Genomic DNA, 3282 nt, shown 5'->3' on the forward strand with positions numbered 1-3282 from the left:
GTACTCTTCTAGCTCTCCTTGGAGAAATATTCTTTTTGCTTAGACGGGTGCGGTGAAGACGCCAGTTCCGCCATGCATGAATAATGTGCGGACTTGGGTTTGAGCTTGCCGTTTTTCCGGGATAGAGTGCCGAGAATACCGGTGGGTGATGATCTTTTCCAGGATCTTTGCTGGCCAGTTTTTATTAAGGGGGGGAACGGTTCCTTGGGATACGGCAAAAAGTCCATCCTTTTGGTAGAAGATTCGACACTTACCAGGTTCTCATCGAAAAGGGTGCTGGAGAGCAGGGGGTACATAGTAACAGAGGTGATCAGCGGGGAAGAGGCTCTGGTGAGGGCAAAAGAAAGCCTCGACCCGTTCGATCTCGTTATCGTCGATATTCACCTGCCCGGGATAGATGGTTTGACTACTTTAAAAAAAATAAAAGAAATTCCTGGTTACCGTTATATCCCTGTAATGATCCTGACTGCCGACGCAAAAGTATCCATGGTCAAAAAAGCCATACAGTTAGGAGCTGTGGATTACCTTTGCAAGCCTTTTACCTCTGAACAACTTCTTCAGCGGGTGAATAAGCTCATTGGCCACAGCGAAGAAACCCCTCGTGAAGTTTTAGAAAGTATTCTTCGAAAGGAAATCAACCGTGCCAAAAGAGGAAACTTTAAAATTTCCCTGGTTTTGGTGCTGAGGAAAATGACAAATAAGTTGAGCACACGCGATATAGAGAGGCGTGTGCGGAGAATGTTGAGGGAAATAGACGAAGTAATTGTGCTCGATGACAGCCTTTTTGCGCTGGTGCTTCCTCTAACTCCAACAGAAGGGGCGGCTGTGGTTATTGAAAAATTCCAGAAGTGGATGCCGGGGAAAGAGTGGCACTTTGGTCAGGCAGTTTATCCTGAAGACGGCGCTGACGGAAAAGCATTGCTGGAGCGGGCGCAGGAACGGTTGAACAAGGAAAGCAGAAAACCGCCGCAGGTAAACGTGGCCGGTGAGATTACACCTGAGACCCCCATGCCACTTTCAGCGGCATTATCGAAGAATGAAAACGGGTAAAAAGTTGCCCTTAACAGGCATCACCTGTTACTTTTTAGGGAAAGCCGTACCGGGTACATGAAAGGGGGGAGGAAAACAGGGCACCCGGCCGGCGAAACAAGAAAGGCCGGCGGTTGAGGCGTAGCCAGGGGCACACAAAATGGCGGTTCCCCTGTAGGGGGGAGTCGCCCATTTAGCAGAAAGCCGTTACCATTCCGGCACCCTCGCAACTACCTTGTTGCCGCGGTCAATGCAGCAGCCTTTCCAGTTCGTCCCGGTTAAATCCGACCACCGCATGTCCACCTACCAGGACCGTCGGCACCGCTAAACGTCCGGTTTTACGCACCATTTCCGCGCGGGCCGATTCATCGGCGGCCACGTTTTTTTCGGTGAATTTTACGCCCTTCTGGGAAAGAAACTCTTTCACCGTGCGGCAGTGGGGTCAGGTGGGGGTGGTGTAAACCGTTACCGGTTCCATGGGCATTCCTCCCGGCGGATAGATTTTGTGCCTGCTGGCAATCCTATTTTTTGATTTTGACACAAAATATATTCCTAAAAAATAAGGGGGAATGCTTCGTGGAACTGATCAACGAAGATAAACTGGGTGTGGCCAGGGGCACGGCGGTGGAAGATGCTGTGGAGAAGGAATTCCGGGGTGAGACCTGGGAAGTGGGTATCTACCTGGCCATGTCCCGGCAGGCCCAGCGGGAGGGCTACCCGGAAGTGGCGGAAGTGCTCAAATCCATCGCCATGGATGAGGCCTGGCACGCCGCCCATTTTGCCGAACTAAGCGGCAAGATTTCCGCCAGCACCCGGGAAAACCTGTTCAAAATGTTGCAGGGGGAGCAGGAAGCCAACCGGGGCAAAAAAGAGGCCGCCAAAAGGGCCAGGGAACTGGACCTGGACCCGGTCCACGACTTCCTGGACGAATCATCCCGGGATGAAGCCAGGCACGCCCGGGCGCTGGCCGGTTTGCTGGAGCGGTACTTCGGAGGTGTGGATGAAGCGCTCAAGTGCTACTGCAAATAGCCCTGCTCTTGCGCATGGATCTGGAAATTATCAGGATCTCTTAGCCCTGGTTTGCAGATGCCGATTCCCTGCCGGGGACAAGGGGTGAAGTGTGGTTAGTTTTGAATTGGTCCAGGACATGACCGGCCATGGGGCTCACCAGAGCCGGTCTTTTTTTGACCTTTATGCAGGAAATATGTTGCCATCCGGCGAAACTGTTTTCCCCGGAAGGAGTTGCAGACATTGCTTGGAACACTGATCAATGTGGCCACCATTTGCGCCGGGGCTTCGCTGGGAGCTTTATTGAAAAAAGGCATACCGGAAAGGATTGGCGATACGGTCATCCAGGGGCTGGGCCTGGCCGTGGTGCTGATCGGTGCCCAGATGGCCCTGCAGACCAGAAATCCCCTCATTGTCATCGGCAGCCTGGCCCTGGGCGGGGCCGCCGGGGCCGGGCTGGACATTGAAGGAAGGCTGGAGGCCCTGGGGAAAAAATTGGAGGCCAGGTTTGGCGGTGCTGCCGGAAACGGCCTGGCCCGCGCCTTTGTCACCGCCAGCCTGGTCTTTTGCGTGGGGGCCATGGCCGTCATGGGCTCCATTGAAGATGGATTGACGGGCAACCCCAGGACACTGGTGGCCAAGGCCATGCTGGACGGCATCGCCGCCGCCATTTTTGCCTCCACCATGGGTGTGGGGGTGATCTTTTCCGCCGTACCGGTGCTCGTCTACCAGGGAGGAATTACCCTGGCCGCCCGCTTTGCCGGTCCGTTTTTAAGCCCCTGGATGGTGGCCGAACTTTCCGCCACCGGCGGCCTGCTCATTCTGGCCATCGGGCTGAATATGCTCCTGTCCGCCCGCATCAAAGTGGGCAACCTGCTGCCGGCCATTTTTGTGGCCGCAATCATCACGGCGGTGGTGGAGAGAATGTAATTCTGGCAAAGAAAATTTTTAGAAAGGTCTGACGACATGAGGCCGCCATTCTGAATGTTGACATCTTTGAACTAAAAGGTTTTATCGGGATGTTTTTAAAAATTTTTTCCGGAAAAAGATATAATTAATGACAGATAATTGTCCAGGTAATTTACTAATATTAAGTTGAAAAATCCTATATCTACAGGCACTAACGTTGCATAAATAAAATTTTTATTTGTCAAGACCTAAATTTATGAAAAATCCTTTTCCACAAAGAAAAAACTCCTTATAATGGGGATGTGCAGGTAGTCCTGTCCAACTCCCATAATAAGG

Annotated in this window: 4 protein-coding genes; 3 read left to right on the forward strand and 1 reads right to left on the reverse strand. The window is 52.4% G+C overall.

The window, feature by feature from the left end:
* Positions 1-204: 204 nt before the first annotated feature.
* Entirely contained in the window at positions 205-1050 is an 846-nt protein-coding gene (locus GFC01_RS17520; protein WP_152948436.1) for a GGDEF domain-containing response regulator, read from the forward strand.
* A 226-nt stretch (positions 1051-1276) separates the two neighbouring features.
* On the opposite strand, the gene GFC01_RS17525 is transcribed toward GFC01_RS17520, so the two are convergent.
* Positions 1277-1507 (reverse strand): glutaredoxin family protein, encoded by a 231-nt coding sequence (locus tag GFC01_RS17525; RefSeq protein ID WP_479723391.1) that lies wholly within the window; start codon positions 1505-1507, stop codon positions 1277-1279.
* A gap of 98 nt (positions 1508-1605) precedes the next feature.
* On the opposite strand from GFC01_RS17525, the gene GFC01_RS17530 reads away from it, so the two are divergent.
* Together GFC01_RS17530 and GFC01_RS17535 are read left to right on the forward strand one after the other, a co-directional pair.
* Complete coding sequence (locus GFC01_RS17530; protein WP_341474083.1) at positions 1606-2058, forward strand: ferritin-like domain-containing protein; 453 nt, start codon at positions 1606-1608, stop codon at positions 2056-2058.
* Positions 2059-2280: 222 nt separating this feature from the next.
* Entirely contained in the window at positions 2281-2967 is a 687-nt protein-coding gene (locus tag GFC01_RS17535; RefSeq protein WP_152948438.1) for a DUF554 domain-containing protein, read from the forward strand.
* Positions 2968-3282 lie beyond the last annotated feature (315 nt).

Source organism: Desulfofundulus thermobenzoicus (assembly GCF_009428905.1).
In the GTDB taxonomy this organism is placed as follows: Bacteria; Bacillota; Desulfotomaculia; order Desulfotomaculales; family Desulfovirgulaceae; genus Desulfofundulus_A; species Desulfofundulus_A thermobenzoicus.